Here is a 23675-nt window from a genome sequence, read left to right as displayed (position 1 = left end):
CGGTCAGGGCAGGTCTTCGGGTGGTGCGCAGGCCAGGTGCTGGCGGTCGCCGCCCGCGTGCACGTACCGGGCCTTGCGCGCCCCCGCCGGCGCCGGGCCGTCGGGTGAGGCGTAGAGGGATGGCTGCGGGCTGGCGGATGTCTCGAAGGGCGTCGGCGAGATGTCCTTCGCCCGGGCCACACCCACGCAGAAGACGACCTTCGTGGCATCCTCCGGGAGCTGCAACGCGGGCTTGAAGGCGAACCCGTACGGATGAGCGACCTTGAGCGGCAGCCGCACCGTGACCGACCCGGTCAGCTCAGCCCCGGCCGGAAGCACCGTCCCGAACTGGGTGTACGGCCGGGCCAGCCCCACCTTCGGCGGCTGCGCGAAGAGCCGCTGCGACACCTCGATCGTGTCCTCGTCGCGGGGCACGACCCAGGCGCCGGGCGAGTTCGACACTCCGCCGTCCGTGTCGGCGGAGCTGCCGTTGAAGACGGCGATCTCGGCCGGCTCGTCGTTGCGCAGCGTGTAGGTCCAGGTCAGCGCCGTCGGCGTGCGGGCGAATGTCGTGGTGAGGGTGGCCGCCACCGTCGGGCCGGGGCGGTCGGGCAGCGTGGGAGCTTCTTCGGTGCAGGCGGCCGCGCCCAGCAGGACGGCAGCGGCGAGCACGGCAGAGGCGACGCGGGAGCGGAGGCGCATGTCAGTACGACGGCCGCCGGGGCGCGCCCAGTTCCTCGCGGAGGCCGTTCTCCGTGAACTGCAGCGGGTGGTCCGGGTCGATCTGTTCCGGGGTGGACGGGTCGTCGTCGTGGTCGATGGGCAGGCCCGCCGCCACCCGTTCGTAGTTGGGGACGCCCTGGTTGGTCGGGCCCTGGTACGTGTCCTCGTCCAAAGTGTCGTTGGCGTAGTCGTAGACGTGGGCCATCTCGTGGTAGAGGACCGTCACCGGAGGGCTGTTGTGCACGGTGTCGAACGACGGGTTGTATTCGATGGCCCAATTCTCGCCGAACAGCAGGTTGTCGTCCGGCCACGGCGCCTTGCCGTTCTCCTCGGTCAGCTCGGAGATCGTCAGGCCGTTGCCGTCGTAGAACCAGTTGGCGCTGTCGTCGCTGGCCTTCTGCAGGTTGGCCAGCATCTGCTGACCGGTCGGTGACGCCCGCAGCAGGTCCAGGTCGGCCTCGACCCGGGCCACGAAGTCCGGCGAGCCGGTCACCTTGATGAAGTCGACGTCGTCGGAGACCTCGACGTTGACCACCCGCTCGGCCCCGCTGACGGTGTCATCGTTCTGGCCGAACACCTGGTCGTTGCCCGCTCCCGCGACGACCGTGTCGCGGCCCCAGCCGGAGTAGAACTTGTCGTCGCCGGTGCCGCCGCGCAGGACGTCGTCGCCGCGGCCGCCGGAGATCATGTCGTTGCCCGCGCCGCCGGTCAGCTCGTCGTTGCCGGCCCCGCCCTCGAGGTAGTCCTGGCCCGCGCCGCCGTCGACCGAGTCGTTGCCACCCATGCCGTACGCGGTGTCGTCGCCCAGGCCGCCGCGCAGGCGATCGTCGCCGTCGCCGCCGTCGAGGTAGTCGCGCCCGTCGCCGCCGTCGAGGGTGTCCGTTCCGCCTCGCCCGTACAGGTTGTCGGTGCCGGCGTTGCCGCGGACGGTGTCCGTGCCGTCCTGGCCGTCCAGGGTGTCGTCGCTGTCGCCGCCCTCCAGCAGGTCGTCGCCGGCGCCGCCCGTCACGTTGTCACGGCCGATACCGCCGTAGATGCGGTCGTTGCCGTCACCGCCGTGCACGTGCTCGACGATCTCGACGCCGTTCCACTCCGGGCCGGTCTCGTGGGGCAGCCGATCGCGGCTCGCGCCGGTGGTGAGGCGATCGTCGCCGCCGCGGCCCTCGATGTGGTCGCGGCCGTCGAGGCCCAGGATGCGGTCGTTGCCGTCGCCGCCCTTGAGCACGTCGTCGCCCTCACCGCCGAGCAGGGTCAGCCGGACCCGGGTGCCGGGGGCGACGTCCACACTGTCGTTGCCCTCCCCGGCCCGGATGGTGAGCTGGTAGTTCGGCGGGAAGGTGGTGCTGACGCCGTTCACGGTGACGATCTGTTCACCCGTACGGGGATCGACCCGCACCTGGACGGAGTCGTTGCCGGGCCCGGTGTTGAGCACCACGGACTCGCCGTCGTAGATCCAGCTGGTGGCGCGCGCCTCGGGTGGCAGGGTCCAGCTTTCGTCCCGGCCGGCGGCGATGGTCTCCCACGCGCCGGCCAGGCTCTGCACCTCCTGGCGGGCGGTGTCGAGCTTGCCGTTCTGGACGACGAGGTCGCTGTCGAGGTCGGCGCGGATCCGCTGGGCCTCGGTGATGGCGGTGTTGATCGGCGCGATGTCCTCGGCGGTACGCGGCCGGAACGTGACACCGACGCTGGTCACCGTGGCGGGCACGGCTGCCGTGGCACGGGCCAGGGCATCGGCCAGGGCGCTCTGGGCCGTCCGGAGCAGGCCCGAGACGTTGCCGAGCGCCACCGCGAAACTGTCGGCCGCCTCCACCACCTCGTCCACGGCGCGGCCGAGCTTCTCGCGGTGGTCGTGGTACGTGTCCGCGGCGTCGCCGGACCAGGCCTCGCCCCGCAGCGGTGCGGCCGCGTCGTCGACCGAGTCGCGTGCGGTGGAGGCGGCCCGGGCGAAGCCACGCCATTGCTCAGCGGCACGGTCCAGGGCGCCGGGGTCGGCCTCGAGCTCCCAGACGTTGTCGAGGGTCACCGGGTCGGGCGGCGGGATCTGCGGCGACGTCATCAGATCGGCTGCCGTCCGCCGCCGGCCCGGCGCTGCCGTTCGGCGGCCTCGGAGTCGGCCTGCTGGTAGGCGAACGCCACCCGGTAGAGCCGGTCGACGTCGCCCTCGTAGACACCGGTGATGCGGCGCCACGTGGCGTCCATGGCCGCCTCGGCCCCGGCGGCCGACGCGGCGCAGGCGGGCCCGGCGAGCGCGTTGCCGAACGCGGCACCCGGCGGCGTCACCCCGCCCTGGGCCGCCGACCAGCCGTCGGTCATCGCGTCGGCGCCCGCCAGGGTGGCCTTCGCCAACCGGACGATCGCGTCGGGATCGGCTCGCACCTCATCGGCCATGGGCAGCACGCTAACAACTCCGGGCCGGCCGCGGTGCCCCGCGCAGACTCACGTGCCGTGCCAGGTGCGCCACAGGGACGCGTACGGGCCGCCCGCCTCGAGGAGCTCGTCGTGGCTGCCCAGCTCGATGATCCGGCCGCCGTCCATGACCGCCACCCGGTCCGCGTCGTGCGACGTCTGGAGGCGGTGGGCGATCGCGATGACCGTACGGTCGTGCAGCACCGCCGCCAGGGCGCGTTCCGCGCTGCGGGCAGCCGTCGGGTCCAGCAGGGCGGTCGCCTCGTCCAGGATCACTGTGTGCGGGTCGGCCAGCACCACCCGGGCCAGGGCGAGCTGCTGGGCCTGGCCGCCGCTGGGCGGGTCCTCGCCGAGGTCGCGGTCGAGGTCATCGGCCCAGTCGGCGCCGACCGTCTTCAGCGCCCGGCGCAGCACGTCGTCCGGGGCCGGCACCATCAGGTTCTGCCGCAGGGACTCGCGGAAGACGTGGTGTTCCTGCGTCACCAGCACCACCTGCCTGCGCAGCTCGTCCGGGGGCAGGTCGGCGATGGGCACGCCGCCCACGGTCACCGATCCGGCGTCCGGGCGGTCCACGCCGGCGATCAGGCGGGCCAATGTCGATTTGCCGGCGCCGGAGAGGCCGACGATCGCCAGCCGCTCCCCCGGCCGTACGGTCAGGTCCACGTCGTGCAGGACGTCCTGGCCGGACTCGTACGCGTAGCGCACCGCCCGTACCTCGATCCGGTCGCCGTCCGGCGCCCGGATCGCGCGGGTGCGGTCCGCGGGCACCGCGGCGAGTCCTTCGACGCGGGCGAACGACGCCGCACTGCTCTGCAACTGCTCGATCCAGAGCGTGATGCTGTCGATCGGCCCGACGAGCTGGCGCAGGTACAGCACCGCCGCGGCGACCGTGCCGAGGGTGACCGAGCCGGCGAAGTACAGCGGGCCGCCGATCAGGAGCACCAGCACGACCGGCACCACGTACGACATCTCCACCACCGGGAAGAACACCGTCCGCAGGCCCAGCGTGGCCAGCCGGGTGCGCCGGGTCTCGGCGATCGCCGCGTGTCCCTTGGCCAGCCGGCGCTCGCGCAGGTCGAAGGCCTCGATCGTGCGGGCGCCGGTCGTCGTGGCCGCGAGCTCGTCGGCCATCACCGAGTTGGCCGCGCCTTCACGCAGGTACGCGTCCCGGGCCCGGCGCAGGTACCAGCGGGTCACGAACCAGATGCCGGAGAAGCCCAGCAGACCCGCCAGTCCGAGCGGCGGGCTGACCACCACCACCACGGTGACGATCAGCAGCAGCTGTACGACGGCGATGAACACCTGCGGCAGCGAGTCCCGCAGGGTTGTGGCGACGGCGTCCACATCGGTCGTGCCGCGGGCGGTCAGGTCGCCGGCCGGTACCCGTTCGACCACCGCCGGCGGCAGGTCCAGCGACCGTTGCAGGAACTCCTCGCGGACCCGGGCGGCGGTGCGTTCCCCGAAGCGGTAGCCGACCGTCAGGGCGTACCGGGAAAGCAGCATCTGCGCGACAGCGCAGGCCAGCACCGCCAGGGCCAGCCGGTCGACCTGGCCGGCGCCGGACCCGGCGGTCACCGTGTCGATGATCCGGCCGAGCAGCCAGGGACCGCCCAAGCCGGCCAGCGCGGCCAGGGCGTTGAGGACGAGCATCAGCACGACGGTGCGGCGGTCGGCGGCCAGCAGCCGCCGGGCCGCCTGCGTGACCAGCCGCTGGTCCGCGATCGGCAGTGCGGCGCTCATGCCATCCCCTCCGCTGGCGCTCCGGGGATGACATTCGTCGGGCGCAGAGTTGATGATTCGCTCGCAAGCTCGCTCATGCCTCTTCCTCCCCGAAGACCCGGGCGACCAGCCGGACGTAGCCGGGCGCGGAGTGCAGCAGTTCCCGGTGCGACCCGCTGGCCGCCACCCGGCCCTCGACCAGGTAGTGCACGACGTCGGCCCGGTCCAGCAGCGCCGGTGAGGTGGTGGCGAGGACTGTGCCGCGGCCCGCCCGGGCGCCCCGGAGCCGTTCGGCGATTGCCGCCTCGGTGTGCGCGTCCACCGCCGAGGTCGGGTCGGCGGCCAGCAGCATCTCCGGCTGCTGGTAGAGCGCCCGGGCGAGCCGCACCCGCTGCCGCTGGCCGCCGGAGAGGTTGCGGCCGCCCCACTCGACGGGGTGGTCCGGCTCGCCGACGTCACGGGCCGCCGCGGCCTCGATCGCCGCTCGGAAGCGTTCCTGCTCGGGGGTTTCGCGGCCGGCGACCACGTCGCGCAGCGGATCGGCGAACAGGTCGGCCTCGTGCTCGGCGAGCAGGATCCGCGCGCGCACCTCGTCGCGCGCGATGCTGTCGAGCCGGACGCCGCCCCAGGTCGCGTCGGTCGGGCCGTACCGTCCCAGCCGTTCCAGCACCGCGGCCGCGTCGGCCGGCCGGTCCGCCGCGAGCGCGGTCAGCCGGCCCGGATCGGCCGACACCCCGGACACCGGGTCGTGCAGGACGGCGGGCCGGTCCGGCGCGGGCCGGCCGGTGGTCTCGTCCGGCGGCAGACGCAGGTACGTGACCACGTGCCGGGCGGCGACCAGCCCGCGGGTGATGTCGAACCCGCAGAAGATCATGACGTTGACCGGGATGACCAGCATGGCCGTGTAGCCGTACACCGCGATCAGCTCGCCGGCCGTGAGCTCACCCGCGGCCGCCTGCCGCGCCGCCAGCCAGACCACCACCGCGAGGAAGACCCCGGGCAGGCCCTCACCGAACGCGCCGACCCAGCTGCTCGCCCGGCCCACCCGGTAACCGAGGTCGCGCAGGCCGGCGGAGTTGCTCCGGTACCGCGCCAGGTGACCCTCCTTGCCACCGAGGCCGTTGAGGATCCGCAGCCCGGAGAGCACGTCGACGAGCTGGGTGGCCAGCGCGCCCTGCCGCCGCCGGTACCGGGCCCCGGCCGCCTGGACCCGGATCAGCAACGGGCCCACGGCCAGGGCGAGGACCGGCACGCCGGCCAGCACGACGACCGCCAGCAGCGGCGACGTGCGGAACAACAGGACCGCCACCACCGCGTACGCGAGCACGCTGGCCACCCCGACGCCACCGACGTTCATCGCCCGCCCGATCGTCCACACGTCGGCGATCCCGATGGTGACCACCTCGCCGGAGGTGACCCGGCGGGGCAGGGCGGCGCCGAGCCGGGTCGCGTGGGTCAGCACCGCATCGGCGGTCCGCAGCGCGGCGGCCAGCCGCAGCTTGGTCATGGACCGGTGCCGCATGATGCCCAGCCCCGCACTGGACAGACCGACGAGCAGGACCGCAGCTGTCCAGGCGAGCAGGGTGCCGGGCCGGCGCGGGCCGAGACCGCGGTCGATGGCCTGGGACAGCAGGAAGGGCGTGAACGCGAGGCTGGCGAACCAGAGCGAGCCGAACATGGCGCCGAGCAGAACCCGGCCTTTCAGTTGTCTGGCGAGCCACCAGAGGTAACGTGCGGGTCCCCGGATATCCACGGACCCCATGGTGCCCGGCGAGAATAGGATGGTGGTCAGAGTTTCCGTCGTGGTACGCGTCGCACTCGTCGTGCTGCTGGTCCTGGCCCTGCTCGTAGCACTGGCGTGGCTGCTGCAACGGCGGCTGATCTACTTCCCGGACCGGTCCGCGCCGCCGCCCGCGGCTCAGGTGCTGGCCGGAGGTCAGGACGTCTCCCTGCGTACCGGTGACGGGTTGGACCTGGGCGCCTGGCTGGTCCGGCCCCCGCCGGGGACGACCGACCGGCGGGTGGGCGTGCTGGTGGCTCCCGGCAATGCCGGGAACAGGCTCGCCCGCGTGCCGCTCGCCGCGGCGCTGGCCGGGCGCGGTCTCACCGTGCTGCTCGTCGACTACCGCGGCTACGGCGGCAACCCCGGCAGTCCGACCGAGGAGGGCCTGGCCCACGACGTCGACGCGGCCCGGGCCTACCTCGTCGACCGGGCCGGCATCCCGGCCGAGCGGCTGTACTACTTCGGCGAGAGCCTGGGTGCGGCCGTGGTGACGGCCCTGGCGGCCCGGCAGCCGCCGGCCGGGCTGATCCTGCGGTCACCGTTCATCGACCTGCCGGCGGCTGGTCAGGAGCACTACCCGTTCCTTCCGGTACGGCTGCTCGCGCGCGACCGGTTCCCGGTGCGGGACCACATCGGTGGGATCACGGCACCGACGCTCGTCGTCTACGGAACGGCCGACTCGGTCGTCCCGCCGGCGCAGAGCAGGGCCGTCGCCGACAACGCGGCGGGACCGGTACGGGTTGTCGTGGTCGAGGGCGCGGACCACAACGATGCTTCGCTGCTCGACGGGCAGCAGCTCATCGACGCCGTCACCGAACTGACCACGCCGCTCAGCCCACCGTGAAGGTTGTCGTGTACGGCTCGCGGATCGGCACGCCCGCGGCGCCGGTGCTGCTCACCTGCGCAACCGTGAGCGTGTACGACCCGGCCGCCAGCGGGGTCGACGGCGTCCACACCAGCGTTCCCGGCGTGGTCTCGGCCACCGTGCCCGGCACCGCGCCGCCCGGGCCGGTGACCGTCACCGAGCCGCTGTAGTCGGCGCCGGCCGGCTGGATGTCGCGCTGGAACACGATCGTCGCCGCGGTCGGGGTCGTGGTGGTGGTCACGACCAGCGGGTCGCGCCAGTACTGGACGGCCAGATGGGTGTCCGGCACGCCGGGCTCGCCCCACGCGGTGGAGGTGTCGTCGACCAGCATGGTCCGGGTGATGCCACCGTCCACTGTGACGTTGCGGTTGTTGGTGCCGGTGATCGATCCCCACTCCTCCACGGTCTCCCAGCTGCCGCGGGTGTACTTGTACTGGATGTCGGTCCCGTCCAGCACGGTGATGGTGGCCTCCCAGATCCCGCCGCCGCGGTTGGTCATCGCCTGCTTGGCGGGATCCCATGGGCCCAGCTGGGCGATGTTGCCGGGCACGTACAGCGTCGCGTCCGCCGGCGTGCCCGCCGGGGCGCGCACGCGGAACGTGACATCGACCGGCCGTACCGGGACGCTCAGGGAGGCGGGCAGGCTCGCGCTGCTGCCGTCGGGATTCCGGTACGCGAGCCGGGCGATGACATTCGCGGTACGCGGTGACGGGCCCACCGGCGTGACGTCGTACGTGACGGTGAAAGTGGCCCCGGGCGCCAGCGACGCCGCAGTGACCGGCGTCCGCGGGGTGATCACCCAGCCCTCGGGGGCGGTCACCGTGGCCGCGAGCGCGCTGATCGCACCCGGGCCCAGGTTGCGCGCGGTCGTCACCAGACGGCTGGTCGCCCCCGACTGCAGCCCGTCCGGCGCGGTGAAGGTCAGGTCGACAGCGGGCTGCTGCGCCACGGTCAGCGGGCGGCCGTCGTGGGTGACGGTCACCGACCGGGTGCCCGCCGTGGCCGGCACCTCCACGGTGAGCAGACGCTTGCCGCTGTCGTAGGTGAACCGTGCGGGACGCCCGGCGACGGTGACGACGTGCGGGCGCGAGACGCCGGCGAACTCGACCGTGTACCGGCGGGTGGCCGGAGCGCCCGGGTAGGTGCCGGCGACCGGGCCGACGGTGAGCGCCGAGCGGCGGCCTTCGTCGTAGCGCACCGGGATCCGGGCGTGCTGCCCGCTGCGGTAGCCGAGGCCCTCGCCCGCGTCGTCGTACACGGTGGTGCGGCCTGACGCGTGCGGGTAGACGGTGAGCCGGAGGCGGTCGCGGGCCTGCCCGGCCACGTTGGCGGCCGGATGCGCTCCGGCCACGATGCCGCCGGCGCGGGCGTACACCGGCATGTGGTCCGGGGTCGCGGCGACCGTACGGGTGGCCGGCCCGCGGAACGTCTCCCCGGTGAAGAAGTCGGTCCACGTGCCCGGCGGGAACCACACCGGCGTGGTGGTGCTGAGCCCCGGCGCGGTCACCGGCGCGACCAGCAGCGAATCGCCGAGCAGATACTGCGTGTCGTGCCGGTACGCCTCGTCGAGCTCGGGCCAGTCGAGGTACAGCGCCCGGGCCATCGGCATTCCGGTGTCGTAGGTCTGCCGCGCCGCCGTGTACAGGTACGGCACCAGCGACTCGCGCAGGCGCAGGAAGTCCGCCGCCGGCTCGCCGACCGTGTCCGCGTACTCCCAGGGCAGCCGGTCGCCGTGGTCGGAGTGCAGCCGCAGGATCGGCTGGAACGCGCCCAGCTGCACCCACCGCAGGTAGAGGTCGTCGGGCAGGTGCTTGCCGGCGAAGCTGCCGATGTCGTGGCTGACGTACGACACGCCGATGCTGGCCTCGGCCGGGGTCATCGCCGCGGCGAACCGCAGCGTCTCCCAGTCCGGCCGGGTGTCGCCGGTGAAGTGCACGGTGCTGCGGTGCTCGGCCCACGGGCCGGACGGGCCGGGCGTCGTGTACGCCGGGAAGGAGGCCCCGATCCGCGACAGCGAGAAGCCCCGCAGCCCGCGTGCCTCGCCGTCCCGCCGGTACAGCTCGTTGACCCAGCTGTCAGCGGTGACACCGGGCGTGCTCACCGTGCTGTCATCGCAGCAGTAGTCCAGCCACCACTGGCGTACACCTTGGTTCTCGAAGGGTTTGTGCAGCTGGGTCCAGGCGGCGGCCTGGTCCGGATCGGTCCAGTCGAAGCGGTACGGGTTCGGCGCGAAGCTGCTCGCCGCGGGCGTGAGCTTGCCCTTCGCGGTGGCCTGCGCCTCGGCGAAACGCGGGTCGTCGCCGGAGATGGCGGCGTGCACGTTCAGGGTCGCGGCGATGCCCCGGCGCTCCAGGCCGTCGAGGAACTCGTCGGGTTTCGGGAACAGCTCGGTGTTCCAGTTCCAGCCGGCCCACTGGTTCGGCGCCTTCCAGTCGGTGTCGAGCACCAGCGAGTCGAGCGGCACATCGTGCTCGCGGAAGGCGGGCAGCAGCCGGTCCTCGTAGTCCTCGGCGCTGTAGGCCTGGTACTTGGAGAACCAGGTGCCGAACGCCCACTTCGGCGGGAGCAGCGACGGCCCGGTGAGCGTCCGGAGGTCGGCCAGGCCGCGCCGGTAGTCGTGGCCGTAGCCGAACAGGTAGCCGTCCTGGTAGCTGCCGGTGCGCGCCGGCCGCGCTGCGACCCAGTTCTGACCGGTACGCACCGCGGTGCGGGTGTCGTCGAGCAGATACCAGCCGCTGCGGTTGAGCATGCCCGGATGCAGGGTCAGCTGGTCGACCGGCCCGGCCTGCCCCTCGTAGTAGTCCATGCCCCGGTACCAGCCACCGAGCGCGTCGTCCCGCGCGGGCGAGCCGAACTCCGGATGCACGCTGGTCGTCCGCCGGCCGACCCGCAACTCCAACGTGGTGTTGGCCGCTGACACCGGGCCGCTGTCGAGCCGATAGCGCAAGGTCACCGCGGCGGTACGCACGCGCAGCTCACCGCCCCGCGTCGAGGCGGTGAACCAGGTACGCCCGGGATCGCGGTTGACGGCGTTGAAGGTGGGACGGTTCTCGAAGGCGTCGTCGGCCGCGTACTCCAGCCGTAGCAGGGTCGAGGTGAGCACCTGCACGCGTAGGTGGCCGGCCCGGACGGTCTGCCCGTGGACCTCCGGCGCCCGGGGCGCGGCGAGCGCGGTGCCGGGAGTGGCCACCAAAAGCAACAGGAAGGCGAGAACGCCCGCGAAACGGGTGCCACCGACATGCCGGGACATGGCCGACCCCCTGATCACGTAACAAGCACGTCACACAGTGCAGCGAACTCTGCGCCGGGGCGGCATCCGTGTCAATAGGCCGACGTCGATCAGACTGTACGGCCCTCGAGGTGGTGGCCCGCTCGTATACGTGGGGCGCCGGTCGTCGACAGGATGAGCACTCCGGTGTGCAACGGGGTCAGCTCGTCGACGTAGCGGTCGTAGCGCAGGATCCGGGCCCCGGTGATGGTCACGGGCTCGCCGTTGAGCTGGCAGCGGGCCAGCCGCCACAACTCCTCGAAGGCGTCGGCCGCCATCTCCTGCGGATTCGCCCCCACGCTGCGCTCCTCGGCGTGGTCGACCGCCGCGAGGTACGTCCCGTCGTCGGCGCGCATCTCGATGCGCCGCAGCACTTCCCGGTCGGCGCCCACTTCGTCGTACGTCCACCGGGCCGCATCCCGGTCGGCCCGGCGGCGCTGTCGTTGCGGCCGGCGCTCGGGCCAGTACGAGCGGACGTAGATCACCACGCGCCCAGTCTGCCCCAGCGTGGCTACGGCAGGCAGCTCGCGCCGGGGATGCCGGTGGAGAGCTCGGTGCCGGCCTTGCTCACCACGTTGACCGAGTTGATGTCGCCGGTGTACGCCACCTTCCCGGCCGCCTCGCACAGTTCCCGGCCGGTCGCGGTGTCCTCGTCGTCCAGCTCGGTCGCGATCACCACGGTCGTGCACTGCCCTTCCACGATCACGTCGGAGACGTCGGAGCTGCTCAGGTGCTTCCGGACCGTGGCCGCGACGTCGCCGCAGTCCTCCTCGGCCGGTGCTGTCGTCGCCTGCGCCGGAGGCGGGACCTTGTCGGCGGTCTCCTCCGCAGCGCCGCCGCAGCCGGACAGGACGGTGACGCCGCCGAGGATCAGGGCGGCGAGCGCTGACGTGCGCTGGAGTCTGGTCACGTGTTCGGTTCCCGTCCCGCTAGTTGAATAGAGTGAAGCTCTACTGAATATAGCCGGAGCGCCGCCGTGGAGTCGATTGATCGTCAGGTGCCAATTTCGGGCTGAGGGTTCCGTCGATGGCGATCGTCACGCAGAATGACTCCGGGGACACTATGAGTGAAAAAGTCTTGCCGACGCAGGTGCTGACCGAGATCGACAGTTCGGTCCGTGAGACTCGCTTGAAAGGTGTGGGCGAGCTGGAGCGGCTCGCGAACGGTTCCGATCTCGCCATGGCAGCTGCCGCCCGGCGCACGCTGATGCGGCTGACCCAGGAGGACAGTCGCAGCATCGCCGCTGCCGCTGCCGCCGCCCTGGAGCGGACCGCCCTGCGGCTCAACCCGGATCAGGTCCACTTCGGCCAGGTCGCACCGGGAACACCCCGGCTGGTCGCGGAGGTCCTCATCGAAGGACCGCCGCTGGCTGCCGCGGCCGCCGTCACCGTTTCGGGACCGGGGTTGCGAGCCGTGCTGAACGGCCGCCGGTTGCGGATCGGCTGGCTGCCCGCGTCCGACTGGCTCGACGGCACCGTCACGGTGCGTGGTCCCGCCGGTTGGGCCGACGTCCAGGTCACCGGACAGGTCACCGCACCCGCACCGATGTCGCGGGGCGAGATCGAGGAGCAGTTCGAGCCCGCCGAGGATCCCGGCGCGACACGCGTGACCGTGCTGTCCACGCCGCCGGCCCGCCGGCAGCGGCGAGCACCGGTCCTGCTCGCCGCGCTGGCCGCCGGAGTGCTGCTCGGTGGCGCGGGCGTCGCTGTGGCGCTGAGCCGGGGTGAGGAGCCCGTTCCCACTCCGGCGCTCGCGCTGGCGCCGACCACCGCACCGGCGACAGCGCCGGCCGCTGAGACGGCTGCCGCGCCCGGGCCGACCGGGGTGGCCCGGGTGCCGCTGGCGCTGAGCGTTTCCAGCCTGGCCAAGCCGACGATGGTGGGCACGATCCGGGTGGGCGACGAGCCGGAAGGCGTCGTGGTCTCGCCCGACAACCGTACGGTCTACATCGCCAACCAGAGCTCCCGCATCCTGTCCGTGCTGGACGTGGCCAGCGAACGGGTGACCTCAGTACGGCTGCGCAACACCCCTCGATTCGTCGCCACCTCCCGCGACGGGCGCCTCGTCTTCGTCTCGATGTACGAGGACGACAAGACCGGCAGCGGGGTCGCCGTGGTGGACGCCGCCAGCCGCAAGGTCCTGCGGTACATGAGCACCGGCGTGCAGCCGTACACGTTGGCGGTCGGTCCCGACGGGCGCGTCTGGGTGCCGATCCACAGTGAGCGGCGGGTGGAGATCTACGGCGCCGACGGGATGCGGGCCCGGGGCAAGGTCCTGGTGCCGCCCAACCCGCACGCCGTCGCCTTCTCCGGGCCGCTCAAGCGCGCGTTCACGCCGAACCACGAGTCGAACGCCGTCGCGATCATCGACATGCGCACCGACCGGCTGGTCAAGTCGGTGCCGGTCAGCAAGGCCCCGCACAGCATCGCCGTCTCACCGGACGGCAAGACCGTGCTGGTCGCCGGGTACGAGGCGGATTCCGCTGACCTCATCGACGCCGCCACTCTGCGGCGGATCGGGCCGTTCAAGGTCGGCAAGCAGCCGCAGAGCGTGGCCTTCGCCACCGACGGCGAGCACGCGTACGTGGTCAACGAGGGCGGGAACTCGGTGTCCGTGCTGGACGGTCACACCGGCGCGGTCACCGCCACCGTCCCGGTCGGGCGCAGCCCGCGGACGATCGCGGTGTCACCCGACGGCCGGATGGCGTACGTGTCCAACGGCGACGACGACACCATCTCCGTGCTCCGGACCTCGTCGTGACGGGCGCCGGCTGGGTCGCCCTGGCCATCGCCGTCTTCGGTGCCATCTGTTACGCCGCCGGCTCGATCCTGCAGGCCGTCGGGGCCCGGCGCAGCACCACCACCGTGCGCGCCCTCGGCCACCCGCTGTATCTGATCGGCGTCGGCCTGGACATCCTGTCCTTCGTCGGGTCGATGGTCGCGCTGCGCGAACTCGCGGTCTACCTGGTCGAATCGGTGCTGGCCAGCTCTCTGGCGATCACCGTGGTGGCCGCCCGGATCTTCCTCAAGGCCCGGCTGCGCACCCGCGACGTCGTGGCCGTCATCGTCTCGGTCGGCGCGCTGACCGTGCTGGCCATGTCGGCCGGGCCGCAGGAGGAGGTCGCCGCGTCGAACGGCCTGCGGTGGGCGCTGTGCTCGGCCGCCGTCGGCATCGCCGTGATCGGCTGGGGCACGGCCCGGATCAGCGGCTCACCCGGCGCCGTCGCGGCCCTGGCCGGGCTGTCGCTGGGCGGGGCGGCGCTGGCCGGCCGGGCGCTGCCGATGCCCGAGCACGGGATGGAGAACCCGGGCGGGATGGCCCTGGGCATCGCCACCGAACCGCTGATCTGGGCGCTGCTGGTGTTCGCGATCGGCGGCATGCTGCTCTACACCCACGCGTTGCAGCACGGCGCGGTCGGGCCGGTCACGGCGGTGCTGTGGATCGCCGAGGTGATCGCGCCCTCCGCCGTCGCGCTGCTGCTCATGGGTGACGCCGTACGCCCGGGCTGGGAGCTGCCGGCCCTGCTGGCCGGCCTCGTCACCGTCGGGGCCGCCGTGCTGCTGGCCGGCGCCTCGGGACACGAGGAGACCGCGCAGCCGGAGGCCATCGAGGCCGCCCCGGTGCCGCTCGCGATCGCCGCCGCCGCGCAGTCCGCTCCGAAGCCGCACGCCGAACGGGTCATCTGGTGGGGAGCACCACCGATCTGGAAGCCGCCGCAGCGGGCCCAGGCGGCGCTGGCCACGCAGCCGATGGCCCAGCTGGGCTGGCACCCGCCACCGCGGGTCGCGCCGATCTGGACCCAGCCGCAGCGGCCCGACGGCGACGCTGTCCCGGCGCGCCCCGCGGAGCCCGCCGCGCCCCGGCAGCGCCCCTGGTACGACATGGACCAGCCGACCGAGACGGAGGTCCCGGTCACGAGGCGATGGTGACCACCCGCGCCCAGGCCGGAGGGCGGGACGGCACGTACTCGGAGTCCTCGTCCCACGACTTCGCCCGGCGGAACAGGCCCACCACCGTCCGGCACGCCGGCTGTGCCACCGGCCACGGGGTCTGCCCGTCGGTCAGGATCACGACGACGTCCGGCCTCGGCGTCGTGCGCAACGCCCGGGAGAAGCCGGCGCGCATGTCCGTACCGCCGCCACCCAGCAGCGGGATGCCCTCGGCCCGGCACAGGGTGTGCACGACCCGGGGCGCCGCGTCGCACGGCAGCACTGTGACCAGGTCGCGCCGGCCACCCACGGCCTGACCGATCGCCGCGACCTCGAGGACGGCGCTGCCCAGTTCGGCGTCGCTGACCGAGCCGGACGTGTCGATGACCACGGACACCCGCGGCGGCCGGCGGCGCAGGCTGGGCAGGACGACGCCGGGCAGGCCGGCGGAGCGGCGGGACGGACGCCCGTACGAGTAGTCGTCACCTGCCCCGGAGCTCGCGGCGGCCGACCGGATGGCCGCCCCCAGCAGGTCCCGCCACGGCTGCGGGGGATGGAACGCCTCCTGGGCCCACCGCCGCCAGCCCTTCGAGACGTCACCCGGCCGGCCGTTGATGCCCTGCGCCACCCGGAAACGCACCGCGTCCTGCTCCTGCTCGGTGAGACCGTCGGCACCGTCGGGTCCCAGCTCCCACTCCCGGTCCAGCCCGTCGGCACCACTGCCGCAGTCGAGCCACATCAGGTCCCGGCTGTACGACCGCAGCTGCACGCTGTGCAGGTAGTCCTCCATCAGCTCGTCCTCGGGCAGGTGCAGCATCCGGGGCAGGACAACGCCGGCGGGCCGGGCCAGCCCGTCGCCGTACACGTCGTCGTTGATCTCGAAGTCGGCGGCGATGTTCATCCGCAGCCGCTCCCCCGGCCCGCTCAGGCCGTGCTTAGCGGCGTACCGGTCGCTGCGGCCGTGATGGTCGCGCAGCAGGTGGGCGACCTCGTGCACCCAAACCCCGGCCAGTTCCTCGACCGGGGTCCGGGCGACGAACGTCGGCGAGACGTAGCACCGCCAGTACCGGTCGACGGCCATCGTGGGCACCCGCGGCGACTCCACCGCGTGCAGGGCGAACAACGCGGTGGCCAGGTACGGCCGGGCCCGGACGGCCTGGAGCCGGGCGGCGAACAGCTTGTCGCGGTCCAGCTTCATCGGCCGCTCCCCGCCGCGGCCACGACGCGCGCACCGGCCCGGTCCGCCCGCCGGGACAACGAGACCGCTCCGGCCAGGCGGTCGATCGCCGCCGGCACCTCCCAGTCGGCCTGGCGCAGGGCGGCCAGCGCACTCGCGGGCACGACCACCAGGTCCGGCGGTCCGGTCTCCAGGGCCCGGACCATGACGGCCCAGGCCGCGTCCCAGCGCTGCTCGTCCGGCCGCTTGCGCAGCGCCTCGACCACCCCGTCGAGGACGATCTGGCGCAGGTCACCGCGCTCGGGCAGCGGGGCCGCCGCCGGGTCGGCCAGCAGCGTCTCGGGGTCGGGCAGGTCCATCCGGTCCAGGAAGGCCAGCAGTTCCAGCCCGGGACCGTCCCCGACCGTGCCGCGGACCAGCATGGAGAGCACCTCCCGGGAGGTGCCGGCGGCGGTGGCGAAGGCGGTGAGAGACAGGGCCATCTCCCAGCTCCGCGGCGATGGCCACGGGCCGCCGCGCCGGGGTTCGACGGCCGGCAACTGGTGCACGAGGGCGGGCCGGACGGCGAGGAACCCGCACACCGCCCGGCGGGCGAACGTCACGGCCTCGGCCAGCCGCCGCGAGTCGAGCTCCGGCAGGGCGGCCCGCGGCCACGTCCCGCCGAGGCCCCGGACGACGACGTCGTGGTCGTGCAGCCACTGGAGATGCACAAAACGGTTGGCCAGCGGCGGACTCAGCTCCCAGCCGTCGGCCGCCGAGGACCGCGGATTGGCGGCGGCGACGATCCGTACCCCCGGCGGCAGTTTCAGGGCGCCGACCCGGCGCTCCAGCACCAGCCGCAACAGCGCCGCCTGCACCGCCGGCGGCGCGGTCGAGAGCTCGTCCAGAAACAGCAGGCCACGGCCCTCGCGCACCAAGCGCACGGCCCAGTCCGGCGGGGCCATCGGGACGCCCTGCACGGCCGGATCGTCACCGACCACGGGCAGCCCGGAGAAGTCGGACGGCTCGTGCACGCTGGCGATCACCGTGGTCAACGGCAGATCGAGGGAGGTGGCGAGCTGCTGCAGGGCCGCGGTCTTGCCGATCCCGGGCTCACCCCACAGCAGTACGGGCAGATCGGCGGCCACGGCCAGGGTCAGCGCCTCCAACTGCGGGTCGCGGCGGGGCTCGGTGGTCGTGTCGCGCAGCAACGCCAGCAGGTCGGCGGCGGTGTCCAGAGCGGAGTTCGGGGCAGCGAAAGACATGGTGATCACCTTGGGAGAGAGAAGGAACGGGGTGAGGTCAGCGGGCGCCGGCAAGACGCGGGTGACCGCGATGCCGGCTGCGCTGCTCGCGACAGGTCGACAGCGGTCCGCGCCCGGTCAGCCCGGCCCGGAACAGTCCGTGGGTGATCCGCCGCAGGACGGCGGTCTCGAGTTCGTCGCGCAGGCCACCGCCACGCAGGACCGCCTCCGGCCCCAGCAACGACTCGACGACGGCCAGAGCCCCGGCTGCGTCGCCGTGATCGAGGCGGGCGCGGACGTCGGTGAGCTCCGCCGGGCCGCGGTGCGCCTCGTCGATTGCCTGCAGGCAGGCCACCGGGGTGCCGGTCAGGGCGGCCAGCAGCTCCTCCCGGCGAATCTCGTCCGGGCTGTGGTCCAGCGGCGCCAGCACCCCGTCCACGAGAGCGATCCGGTGCGTGGCGCCACGGCACTCCACCAGGCGGGGACCAGCTCCGGGTTGCGGTGCTGGGGCCGTACCCCGGGCCTGGTCCGGAGCGAGCGCGGCGGCGACCAGTGGATGCAACCGGTCCGGCTCGATCAGCCCGTGCCGCAGCAACACCCGATCAGGCAGCTCCCAGGTCGCCGCGTCCGGCAGCACCGGCAACGCGGCCGCCCAGCCCGACCCCGGAAACGGCGACACGGCGAGCGCACCTGTCTCGGCGAGCTCCAGCAGCAGCCGGCGCCGGCCGCCGAACCGTACGGCCACCGCACCGCTGCTCCGCCCCTCCGAGCGCAGCAGAACCGCCGCCTCGGCCGCCCAGCGGGCCTCCCGATCCACGATGGACCGACCGCGCAGCTCACCGGCCCGGCTCGCGTCCCACAGGTGACGGTGCAGATCCAGCCGGAACCGCCGGTCAGGACGCGAACCGCCGGGACCGGCCCGGTCCCACAGCGCGAGGCTGCACCGCTGCCCGGCGTTCGCCCAGGCCGGCGGGGTACGCACGACGAGGTGCAGGCCGTCGTAGCAGGCCAGGGAGATCGTCAGACCGGGCCGCAGCAACCCGTCCGGAGCGATCCTCGGCAGATGCCAGCGCAGCAGGTCAGGAGCGAGATTCCGCAGATCGGCCCGGATCCGGGCGGCCAGCTCCGCGCCCCGGGTACGGGCCAGCGACCGCAGATTGAACTCGACATCGATCCGGGCCACCGCGCACGCCGCCGCCCAGTCGTGCTCGGCCCGGCGGGCAGTCGCCGCCTCGATCATCGAAGGCGGCACGGCGAACTCGCGCACGCGCAGCCAGAGGGAAAGACGGGAATCACCGTCCGCGTTCTGTGAGGGCATCAGCACTCACCTTTGGCGGACAGGACCCCCAATCGCACACACGAGGTATTCATCGCCGGGGACCGTACCACCGCGTCGCTCGTCCGGGAAGCGACTTCGGCGCGGCGGCACGATCGGGCTCACGATCGGCAGCGGCGCTCGACGGCTTGCACGAAGAGGCCGGTTGCTTCGGGGATCACACCGGTGAAGTAGGACGGCTCGAACACTTCGACCTCGAGGATCAGCGGGTTGCGGCCCTGCTCCGAGGCGATGTCGACGCGGGCGTAGAGCGGCAGTCCGGCGTCCTCGCCGTAGCCCTTGCGGGCCGCGATGCCGGCGATCGCCGCGACCGTCCGGCGGCCCAGGTCGATCTCCTCGGCGGACGGGTCCGCGCGGGTGATGACCTCGGTGTATTCGCCGCCCAGATACCCGCCGCCCGGCGCCAGGAGAGGGCCCTTGTGGCAGGCGTAGGCGAACTCGCCGTTCAGGAAGAACAGGGCGTTCTCGCCGTGCTCGATCACCGATTCCATGGCCGGCTGGATCATCGCGGTCTTGCCCGAGGCGATGATGTGAGCCGCCAGCTTCGCCGCGCGGGGATCGTCCGGCTGGAACAGACCGGTGTCGCGAGCGCCGGCCGAGACCGACGGCTTGACCACCACCCGGCTGTCGGCCAGGGCGGCGATCGCGGCCTCGGCCTCGGCGGGCGTCGTGGCGAAGGTGTACGGCACGCACGGCACGTCCAGCGCGCGGAAGTCGTCGAGGTAGCGCTTGTCGATGTTCCAGCGGATCAGCTCGGGCGCGTTGAGGATGCGGGTACGCCCCGCCGTACGGTCCAGCCAGCCGGTGAACTCCGCGTACCGCTCGGGGTAGTCCCACGGTGAGCGGATGACCAGCAGGTCGAAGGCCGTCCAGTCGACCGCCGGGTCGTGCCAGACCGGGGCGGTGGCCCGGAAGCCCGCCCCGGTCAGGCCGCGCAGCAGCACGGCGGTGTCCGGGTCGTGCTGCCGGACCAGCTCGGTGTCGGTGGTGACCAGGCCGATGGTGAGGGTCATCGCGGGCCTCAGAAGCCGGCGACGGGCCGGGGCGCGTAACCGCTTTCGAGCAGCGCCACCTCGTCGTCGGTGAGGGTCAGCTCCAGGGCGGCGACCGCGTCGTCGAGGTGGTGGGGCTTGGTCGCGCCCACGATCGGTGCCGTCACAGCCGGGTTGCGGGCCACCCAGGCCAGGGCCACCTGGGCCCGCGGGACGCCGCGCTTCTCCGCGACCGTGGTCACCGCGTCGATGATCTGCCGGTCGTTGTCCTCGGCGCCCGCGTACAGGGTCTTGCCGAATTCGTCCGTGCCGGAGCGGGTGGTGTCCTGCTGCCAGGGCCGGGTCAGCCTGCCGCGGGCCAGCGGGCTCCACGGGATCACCGCGATGCCCTGGTCCAGGCAGAGCGGGAGCATCTCCCGTTCCTCCTCGCGGTAGAGCAGGTTGTAGTGGTTCTGCATGGACGCGAACCTGGTCCAGCCGTGCCGGTCGGCCAGGTACAGCGCCTGGGCGAACTGCCAGGCCCACATCGACGAGGCGCCGAGGTAGCGGACCTTGCCCGCCTTGACCAGGTCGTGCAGCGCCTCGAGAGTCTCCTCGATCGGGGTGCCGGGGTCCAGGCGGTGGATCTGGTAGAGGTCGACGTAGTCGGTGCCGAGCCGGCGCAGGCTGTTGTCGATCTCGGCCATGATGTGCTTGCGGGACAGGCCGGCACCGTTCGGGCCCGGGCGCATCCGGCCGTGGACCTTGGTCGCGATCACCACGTCGTCCCGGTCGGCGAAGTCCTTCAGCGCGCGCCCGAGGATCTCCTCGCTGGTGCCGTCGGAGTAGACGTTGGCCGTGTCGAAGAACGTGACACCCAGGTCGAGCGCCTGCCGGATGAACGGCCGGGCCTGCTCCTCGGGCAGCGACCACAGGTGGCTGCCGCGGTCGGGGGTGCCGTAGCTCATCGCGCCGAGGCAGAGGCGGGAGACCCGCAGGCCGGTCGAGCCGAAGTTCACGTAGTCCACTGGTGCATTCTCCGGTGATCGGCCGCCGGGTCAAGCACGCATGACGGTGGCGATCGGGATGCCGGCGGCCCGCAGCGCCGGGATGAAACCGCCGAGGATGCCGGCGACCAGACCCGCGATGATGCCCGCTATGCCGGCCTCCCACGGGAACTGCAGGTCCTGCAGGAACGGCTCGGAGTCGCCGAACAGCATCGAGACGGCCCGCAGGCCGGCCGCGCTGAGCCCGATCGCCACGGCCGCGGTGAACAGACCGGTGAGCAACGTCTCAGCCAGCACGATGCCGGCCAGCAGCATCCGCGGGGTGCCGACCGCCCGGCGCAGGGCGAACTCCTCCACCCGCTCCCCCACGGTGGCCAGGCCGACGTTGAGGATGCCGGCCACGCCGATGAGCAGCACCAGGCTCGCCATCGCCAGGAAGACCAGGCGCAGCAGCTTGAGCTGGCTCTCCATCTGCTTCTTGGCGTCGACGGTCTCGACCCAGGTCTCCGAGCCGATGGCCTTGAGCTTGGTGCTGAGCACCTGCTCGACCGGGCTGCCCGGCGACACCAGCACCTGCATCTCGCCGCCGGCGTTCGGGTCGGCCGCGGTGCCGCCCGGCAGCCAGGTGGTCAGCTCGTCGAGGCGGACGTAGGCGCGCGGCTGGATGTCACCGTCGTCGACCACGCCGACGAACTGCGGGGTGATGTTCGCGGACGCGCCGGGGATCCGCATCTCGGCGGGCACCTTGTACCGCTCGAAGCCCTTGGCGGCCTCCCGGTTGACGATGATCCGCGGCGCCATCGACGGCACCGAGCCGAACTCGAGCCACTCGCCGGTGCGCGGGCGCAGTGGCCGGAACGGGCGCACGTCACCGGTCATGGCGGTCAGCCGGACCTCGACCGCCTGGCCCTTGGGCTGGGCGTCGGCCGGTTCGCAGGGCCCGTTGCCGTAGCAGACCATGCCACCGCCCCAGTCCTCGTCGAACGGCGAGGCGCCCGGATTGACCGGCGCGACGTTCGGCTCGCCGATGATCGCCTGGAGGCCGAGCATGGCCACCGCGTCGGTGCGGCCGTCCACCGTGTCGAGCACGATTTCGGTGGCCTTGGGCTGCATCGGCAGGTTGATGATGGTGGTGCCGTCGACGGCCGAGGTGAGCTCGATGTCCGACAGCAGCGCCTTGTCCGCGATGCTGGCGCCGGCCTGCACGACCACCACCGCGAGGACGCCGAGGAACAGGCTCACCATGGACAGCAGGGTGCGCATCTTGCGGGCGCGGATGCCCTGCAGGCCGATGATCAGCGCCGACCGCAGCCGGCCGGACAGCCGCCTCACGCGTTCACCCGCTCGGTGAGGATGCCGTCGACCAGGTCGAGCGTGCGGCCCATCCGGGCGGCGTGGTCCCGGTCGTGGGTGACCAGCACCAGACCGCAGCCGCGCGTGGTCGCCGCCAGCAGGGCGTCGATCACCGCGGTGCCGGTCTCGGTGTCCAGCGCGCCGGTCGGCTCGTCGGCCAGCAGCACCACCGGGTCGCGGACCAGGGCCCGGGCGATCGCCACCCGCTGCTGCTCACCGCCGGACATCCGGGCCGGGCGGTTCTTGGCCAGGTGGGCGATGCCGACCTGGTCGAGGGCCTGCAGGACGCGGGCCCGGCGTTCCCGCCGGGGCAGCCAGCCCTGGCCGTTGACCAGCGCCATGGACACGTTCTGGGCCGCGGTCAGGTGCTTGAGCAGGAAGAAGCGCTGGAAGACGAAGCCGAAGTGGGAGCTGCGCAGCTTCGCGGCCTTGCGCTCGGGCAGCCGGCTGATGTCCTGGCCGGCGAGCAGGTAGCTGCCCTCGTCCGGGCGGTCGAACAGGCCCAGGACGCTGAGCAGGGTGCTCTTGCCGGAGCCGGACCGGCCGACGATGGCCACGCTCTCGCCGGCCTGCACGGTCAGGTCGACGCCGTCGAGGATGGTGCGCGGCTGCTGCTGGCCCTTGAGGACCTTGGTGATGCCGGTGAGCTCGATCAGCGCGGTCATCCCACGGCTCCGGAGGGCTGGTCGCCGGGAGCCGGGTTCTCGGGGGCGGCGGGCAGGTTGGGGCCGGGGATCGCCACGGTCTCGTCGCCCTTGAGGCCCTTCTTGATCTCCACGACCTTGCCGTCGGTGAGGCCCAGCACCACGTCGACGGTCTTGCGGACGCGATCCGCCCCGACCACGTCGACCTTGCCCTTGCCCTGGGTGCCGGCGACCGCCTCGACCGGCAGCACCAGCACGTCGCTGGCCTTGCCGGTGACCATCTCCAGGGTCACCGCGGCGCCGTTGATGAGCTTGATGCCCTTGCTGGCGGTGCAGACCAGCCGCAGGCCGGTCGGCTCGGAACCCTCGCCGCCGCCCGCGGGCGGCTGCTCGGGCTGTGCGGCGGGGTCGCCGGTGGCGCCCGGGGACGGCGTGACCGGCGGCGGCTCGGGGATGGTGCCGGCCGGCAGGGCGGCGATGGTGCCGAGCGGCTTGCAGGGGAACGGTCCCGGCCCGTTCTTGATCTGGCCCTGGACGGATTTCGCCGAGCCGGAGATCCGGTACGCCAGCGCACTGTCGATGTCCGCGACGACCGCATACCCGGCGCGCTTGGCCGAGATCACCGGCATCCCCGCGGTGACCGTGGTCCGGTCGTCGAGCAGCCGGCCGGCCAGGATGGAGTTCTTCGGCATGAGCACCTTGTGGGGCGTGCCGTGGTCCCAGACCGTGGCCACCCAGGTCGCCTGGGTGCTGGCCGTGGTCGAGGGCTGCCGCTGCACGTAGCGCAGCTCCCCGTCGACCGGCGCGACGATGCCGTAGACCGGGTTGATCGCGACCTTGCCGTTGAGGCTGATCTTGTTGGTGAGGTCCTGACGGCTCGGCTGGACCGTGGTCAGCACGGTGCCGCGGGGCTCCAGTCCGGGGGTCTCGGCCTCGTCGGACGATCCGGAGCAGCCGGCCAGCGCCGCCACGACCGACATTCCCACGAGCGCGCGGGGCAGGAGCCTGCGTCCGTCCACCGGTTCCCCTTAGCTGTTCGAGCCGATCCTCGGCACATCGATGACCGTCCAGAGATGATCTCCGATCCGAACGGCGCTCGCAGACGGTACATCGGCCTGGCAAGGGAGCAAGATGCACCGGATTGTCGGGCCGGCGCGGACACCCGGATCACGCTGCGGAAACGGGCTCAGCGGCGCTCACCCGCGCCGGATTGCGTAGTTGCGCGCGGGTGAGCGCTCCTGATTCCGTTTCGGTCTTGCAAAATCCCTCGGATTCCCTTGTCTTTAGGTCCG

19 protein-coding genes are annotated in these 23675 nt (G+C 72.8%); 3 read left to right on the top strand and 16 right to left on the bottom strand.

Annotated elements, in window-relative coordinates; translation table 11 throughout:
* Window positions 1–3 precede the first annotated feature (3 nt).
* The 5 genes from ACQP2Y_RS06805 to ACQP2Y_RS06785 all read right to left on the bottom strand — a co-directional run bounded on the left by ACQP2Y_RS06805 (window position 4) and on the right by ACQP2Y_RS06785 (window position 6505).
* Window positions 4–681 carry a hypothetical protein gene (locus tag ACQP2Y_RS06805; RefSeq protein WP_433725580.1) on the bottom strand — a complete coding sequence of 226 codons (678 nt, stop codon included), beginning with the start codon at window positions 679–681 and terminating at the stop codon, window positions 4–6.
* A gap of 1 nt (window position 682) precedes the next feature.
* A complete protein-coding gene (locus ACQP2Y_RS06800) occupies window positions 683–2758 on the bottom strand; it encodes a M91 family zinc metallopeptidase (RefSeq protein WP_433725578.1) in 2076 nt (691 codons plus the stop codon).
* Window positions 2758–3090, bottom strand: coding sequence for a hypothetical protein (locus tag ACQP2Y_RS06795; protein ID WP_433725576.1), 333 nt, complete (start codon window positions 3088–3090; stop codon window positions 2758–2760). Before ACQP2Y_RS06795 ends, ACQP2Y_RS06800 begins: the two co-directional genes overlap by 1 nt.
* Before the next feature lie 48 nt (window positions 3091–3138).
* Complete coding sequence (locus tag ACQP2Y_RS06790) at window positions 3139–4848, bottom strand: ABC transporter ATP-binding protein (protein ID WP_433725574.1); 1710 nt, start codon at window positions 4846–4848, stop codon at window positions 3139–3141.
* A gap of 73 nt (window positions 4849–4921) precedes the next feature.
* Window positions 4922–6505, bottom strand: a complete 1584-nt coding sequence (locus ACQP2Y_RS06785; RefSeq protein WP_433731799.1) for an ABC transporter transmembrane domain-containing protein — start codon at window positions 6503–6505, stop codon at window positions 4922–4924.
* 103 nt (window positions 6506–6608) lie between these two features.
* Here ACQP2Y_RS06785 and ACQP2Y_RS06780 point away from each other — a divergent pair, with 103 nt between their 5' ends.
* Entirely contained in the window at window positions 6609–7454 is an 846-nt protein-coding gene (locus ACQP2Y_RS06780; RefSeq protein ID WP_433725572.1) for an alpha/beta hydrolase, read from the top strand.
* Here the strand turns inward: ACQP2Y_RS06780 and ACQP2Y_RS06775 are convergent.
* The 3 genes from ACQP2Y_RS06775 to ACQP2Y_RS06765 all read right to left on the bottom strand — a co-directional run bounded on the left by ACQP2Y_RS06775 (window position 7441) and on the right by ACQP2Y_RS06765 (window position 11653).
* Window positions 7441–10725 carry a TIM-barrel domain-containing protein gene (locus ACQP2Y_RS06775; RefSeq protein ID WP_433725570.1) on the bottom strand — a complete coding sequence of 1095 codons (3285 nt, stop codon included), beginning with the start codon at window positions 10723–10725 and terminating at the stop codon, window positions 7441–7443. The two genes, ACQP2Y_RS06780 and ACQP2Y_RS06775, sit on opposite strands and share 14 nt — an antisense overlap.
* An 89-nt stretch (window positions 10726–10814) precedes the next feature.
* Window positions 10815–11231: a hypothetical protein gene (locus ACQP2Y_RS06770; protein ID WP_433725568.1), complete on the bottom strand. Its 417-nt coding sequence runs from the start codon at window positions 11229–11231 to the stop codon at window positions 10815–10817.
* A 23-nt stretch (window positions 11232–11254) separates the two neighbouring features.
* The gene (locus ACQP2Y_RS06765) at window positions 11255–11653 is read right to left on the bottom strand and encodes a hypothetical protein (RefSeq protein ID WP_433725566.1); all 399 of its coding nucleotides are present in this window, start codon (window positions 11651–11653) and stop codon (window positions 11255–11257) included.
* Window positions 11654–11922: 269 nt separating this feature from the next.
* Between ACQP2Y_RS06765 and ACQP2Y_RS06760 the strand changes: the two genes are divergently transcribed.
* The gene (locus tag ACQP2Y_RS06760) at window positions 11923–13503 is read left to right on the top strand and encodes a beta-propeller fold lactonase family protein (RefSeq protein WP_433725564.1); all 1581 of its coding nucleotides are present in this window, start codon (window positions 11923–11925) and stop codon (window positions 13501–13503) included.
* Window positions 13500–14672, top strand: a complete 1173-nt coding sequence (locus ACQP2Y_RS06755) for a hypothetical protein (RefSeq protein WP_433725562.1) — start codon at window positions 13500–13502, stop codon at window positions 14670–14672. The genes ACQP2Y_RS06760 and ACQP2Y_RS06755 overlap by 4 nt, the downstream gene beginning before the upstream one ends.
* Here ACQP2Y_RS06755 and ACQP2Y_RS06750 read toward each other — a convergent pair.
* From ACQP2Y_RS06750 to ACQP2Y_RS06715, 8 genes are all read right to left on the bottom strand, one after another.
* Window positions 14656–15870 carry a vWA domain-containing protein gene (locus tag ACQP2Y_RS06750; protein ID WP_433725560.1) on the bottom strand — a complete coding sequence of 405 codons (1215 nt, stop codon included), beginning with the start codon at window positions 15868–15870 and terminating at the stop codon, window positions 14656–14658. The genes ACQP2Y_RS06755 and ACQP2Y_RS06750 overlap by 17 nt on opposite strands.
* The gene (locus tag ACQP2Y_RS06745; RefSeq protein WP_433725558.1) at window positions 15867–17093 is read right to left on the bottom strand and encodes an AAA family ATPase; all 1227 of its coding nucleotides are present in this window, start codon (window positions 17091–17093) and stop codon (window positions 15867–15869) included. The genes ACQP2Y_RS06750 and ACQP2Y_RS06745 overlap by 4 nt, the downstream gene beginning before the upstream one ends.
* Before the next feature lie 37 nt (window positions 17094–17130).
* Window positions 17131–18390, bottom strand: coding sequence for a hypothetical protein (locus tag ACQP2Y_RS06740; protein ID WP_433725556.1), 1260 nt, complete (start codon window positions 18388–18390; stop codon window positions 17131–17133).
* A 119-nt stretch (window positions 18391–18509) separates the two neighbouring features.
* Window positions 18510–19421, bottom strand: a complete 912-nt coding sequence (locus tag ACQP2Y_RS06735; protein ID WP_433725554.1) for an ATP-grasp domain-containing protein — start codon at window positions 19419–19421, stop codon at window positions 18510–18512.
* An 8-nt stretch (window positions 19422–19429) separates the two neighbouring features.
* Entirely contained in the window at window positions 19430–20407 is a 978-nt protein-coding gene (locus tag ACQP2Y_RS06730) for an aldo/keto reductase (RefSeq protein WP_433725552.1), read from the bottom strand.
* 30 nt (window positions 20408–20437) lie between these two features.
* Window positions 20438–21718 carry an ABC transporter permease gene (locus tag ACQP2Y_RS06725; RefSeq protein WP_433725550.1) on the bottom strand — a complete coding sequence of 427 codons (1281 nt, stop codon included), beginning with the start codon at window positions 21716–21718 and terminating at the stop codon, window positions 20438–20440.
* Window positions 21715–22404, bottom strand: a complete 690-nt coding sequence (locus ACQP2Y_RS06720; protein WP_433725548.1) for an ABC transporter ATP-binding protein — start codon at window positions 22402–22404, stop codon at window positions 21715–21717. The genes ACQP2Y_RS06725 and ACQP2Y_RS06720 overlap by 4 nt, the downstream gene beginning before the upstream one ends.
* Complete coding sequence (locus tag ACQP2Y_RS06715; protein ID WP_433725546.1) at window positions 22401–23402, bottom strand: efflux RND transporter periplasmic adaptor subunit; 1002 nt, start codon at window positions 23400–23402, stop codon at window positions 22401–22403. The genes ACQP2Y_RS06720 and ACQP2Y_RS06715 overlap by 4 nt, the downstream gene beginning before the upstream one ends.
* Between the last annotated feature and the right edge of the window lie 273 nt (window positions 23403–23675).

Source organism: Actinoplanes sp. CA-051413 (assembly GCF_050955795.1).
Classification (GTDB): domain Bacteria; phylum Actinomycetota; class Actinomycetes; order Mycobacteriales; family Micromonosporaceae; genus Actinoplanes.
The sequence above is the reverse complement of the archived record's forward strand: the minus strand, read 5'-3'. Positions and strand labels throughout refer to the sequence as shown.

What these genes read in the sequence shown, in the direction of transcription:
- ACQP2Y_RS06805 (WP_433725580.1), bottom strand. Translation starts at nt 681, where the DNA reads ATGCGCCTCCGCTCCCGCGTCGCCTCTGCCGTGCTCGCCGCTGCCGTC.
- ACQP2Y_RS06800 (WP_433725578.1), bottom strand. Translation starts at nt 2,758, where the DNA reads ATGACGTCGCCGCAGATCCCGCCGCCCGACCCGGTGACCCTCGACAAC.
- ACQP2Y_RS06795 (WP_433725576.1), bottom strand. Translation starts at nt 3,090, where the DNA reads ATGGCCGATGAGGTGCGAGCCGATCCCGACGCGATCGTCCGGTTGGCG.
- ACQP2Y_RS06790 (WP_433725574.1), bottom strand. Translation starts at nt 4,848, where the DNA reads ATGAGCGCCGCACTGCCGATCGCGGACCAGCGGCTGGTCACGCAGGCG.
- ACQP2Y_RS06785 (WP_433731799.1), bottom strand. Translation starts at nt 6,505, where the DNA reads ATGTTCGGCTCGCTCTGGTTCGCCAGCCTCGCGTTCACGCCCTTCCTG.
- ACQP2Y_RS06780 (WP_433725572.1), top strand. Translation starts at nt 6,609, where the DNA reads ATGGTGGTCAGAGTTTCCGTCGTGGTACGCGTCGCACTCGTCGTGCTG.
- ACQP2Y_RS06775 (WP_433725570.1), bottom strand. Translation starts at nt 10,725, where the DNA reads ATGTCCCGGCATGTCGGTGGCACCCGTTTCGCGGGCGTTCTCGCCTTC.
- ACQP2Y_RS06760 (WP_433725564.1), top strand. Translation starts at nt 11,923, where the DNA reads ATGGCAGCTGCCGCCCGGCGCACGCTGATGCGGCTGACCCAGGAGGAC.
- ACQP2Y_RS06750 (WP_433725560.1), bottom strand. Translation starts at nt 15,870, where the DNA reads ATGAAGCTGGACCGCGACAAGCTGTTCGCCGCCCGGCTCCAGGCCGTC.
- ACQP2Y_RS06745 (WP_433725558.1), bottom strand. Translation starts at nt 17,093, where the DNA reads ATGTCTTTCGCTGCCCCGAACTCCGCTCTGGACACCGCCGCCGACCTG.
- ACQP2Y_RS06740 (WP_433725556.1), bottom strand. Translation starts at nt 18,390, where the DNA reads ATGCCCTCACAGAACGCGGACGGTGATTCCCGTCTTTCCCTCTGGCTG.
- ACQP2Y_RS06735 (WP_433725554.1), bottom strand. Translation starts at nt 19,421, where the DNA reads ATGACCCTCACCATCGGCCTGGTCACCACCGACACCGAGCTGGTCCGG.
- ACQP2Y_RS06720 (WP_433725548.1), bottom strand. Translation starts at nt 22,404, where the DNA reads ATGACCGCGCTGATCGAGCTCACCGGCATCACCAAGGTCCTCAAGGGC.